1 protein-coding gene and 2 pseudogenes are annotated in these 1,669 nt (G+C 72.4%); 1 reads left to right on the top strand and 2 read right to left on the bottom strand.

Annotated features, from left to right (window positions below):
- Positions 1 to 142: pseudogene (locus D7W81_RS43980) on the bottom strand (metalloenzyme); the annotation flags it as partial.
- A gap of 32 nt (positions 143 to 174) precedes the next feature.
- Between D7W81_RS43980 and D7W81_RS41170 the strand changes: the two are divergent.
- Complete coding sequence (locus D7W81_RS41170; protein WP_120560741.1) at positions 175 to 1,260, top strand: DUF4388 domain-containing protein; 1,086 nt, start codon at positions 175 to 177, stop codon at positions 1,258 to 1,260.
- A 45-nt stretch (positions 1,261 to 1,305) separates the two neighbouring features.
- Here D7W81_RS41170 and D7W81_RS41165 read toward each other — a convergent pair.
- A pseudogene (locus D7W81_RS41165) lies at positions 1,306 to 1,669 on the bottom strand (GTP-binding protein); the annotation flags it as partial.

The following is a 1,669-nucleotide window of genomic DNA, read 5'->3' as shown; positions in this document are numbered from 1 at the left end:
GGCCCACGCCGCCGTGAGGCAGGGCCGGGGCGGGGGCGTCCTGGAACCAGGCCAGGAGGTGGTCGCGGTCCGCCAGCGGGTTCACGGCCGGGTCCTTCCGTCCGATGCCCACCCCATCGATGAACAGGACCGCGACGCGCACGGCTGGGGACTGTATCCTCGAATCCGACACGCATGGCCATCCACGGCGACCTCTTCAGCTACCCGCTTCCCGAGTTCCTTCAATGGCTGGACAGCTCCCGCAAAACGGGGACGTTGCAGCTGTCGTGGGAGGCGGGCGAGCGCAAGTTGTTCCTCCTGTCCGGCCAGGTGGGCGCCACCGCGAGCGAAGGGCTGCGCGGCCGGGTGGCCCGCCTGCTGTCGCTGCCGAAGCTGGCGGCGGGCACGCGCGTGCTGGCGGCCTTCGACGAGCTGGCGCGCACACCGGACGTGGACGCGGCGTTCGACGCACACGGCGTGCAGGCGAGATGGGTGCGCGACCTGGGCCGTGAGGAGCTGTTCGCGGCGATGACGGACCTGACCATCGCGGGGCAGGGCACGTTCCACTGGACGGAGGACGCGGACCGCACCGGTGAGGACTGGGTGCCGTCCGACATGAGCATCCGCGAGCTGCTCTTCGAATCCCTGCGCTGGGTGGACGAGCAGGGGGACGTGGACAAGGCGCTGCCCATCGACGCGCTGAGCGTGAAGGCGCTGGCGCCGCCCAGCCCCAGCCAGCCGCTGATGCACCGGATCATCCTGGCGCTGACGACGACGCCGCAGAACCTGGGGCGGCTGCGGCTGTCCATGGGCGTGTCGCGCTCGTCGGTGACGCGCCGGGTGCATGAGCTGTTGCGCGCGAAGCTGGTGGAGGTGGACGGCGCGCCGCAGGTGGAGGCGGATCCGGTGGCGGAGATGCTGGAGAAGGGCGCGGTGCTGATGCGCGAGGGCCAGTACGACGCGGCCGGCATCGTGTGCGCGTCACTGCTGGCCAGCGACCCCGCGGACCGGCGCGTGCGCGAGTTCGCGCGCCTGGTGCAGCGCGAGCACGTGGCCGCGCTCTACGCGGACCTGCCGCCCCTGGTGGTGCCGCAGCTCATCCAGGCCCCGCAGGCGATGGTGATGCTCAAGCCGGAGGAGCGGCAGATCGCCGGGCTCGTCAGCGGGACGTGGGACGTGTCCACGCTGGTGCTGGCCAGCCCCGCGCGCGAGCTGGAGACGCTCAAGACGCTGGCGAAGCTGCACCGCATGGGGCTGTTGCAGCTCGCGTATCCGCGCTGAGCGGGGCCTTGGGGCACGGCGTGGAAGGCCGTGCCCCGGCAATCCTCACTCGGCGGTCGGCAGCCCCACGGCATTGAGCCGCACGAAGACCTGCATCAGGACGTAGAGCGCGAAGGCCGCGTCGTCCACGCGCAGCTGCGGCAGCGTGGACAGGCCCTGCAGGCGCAGCAGGTCCGAGCCGTCCACGCGGAGCAGGAAGGCCTGCTGGGCCAGGGAGCCCTCGCCCGCGAACGCCAGCGCGCGCCGGACGGCGTCGGTGCAGGCGGTGACGCAGGTGATGTAGTCGGCGGCGATGAAGGCGGCCTCCGCGGCCCGGGCGTGGTCGAAGAGGTCCCCCGGCGCCAGCGCGCTCGTGGGCCCCAGGACCTTGTTGCCTGTGTTCGGCAGCGCGGCAATGGCGGGCATGGCG

The organism is Corallococcus aberystwythensis, assembly GCF_003612165.1.
Lineage (GTDB): Bacteria > Myxococcota > Myxococcia > Myxococcales > Myxococcaceae > Corallococcus > Corallococcus aberystwythensis.
The sequence above is the reverse complement of the archived record's forward strand: the minus strand, read 5'-3'. Positions and strand labels throughout refer to the sequence as shown.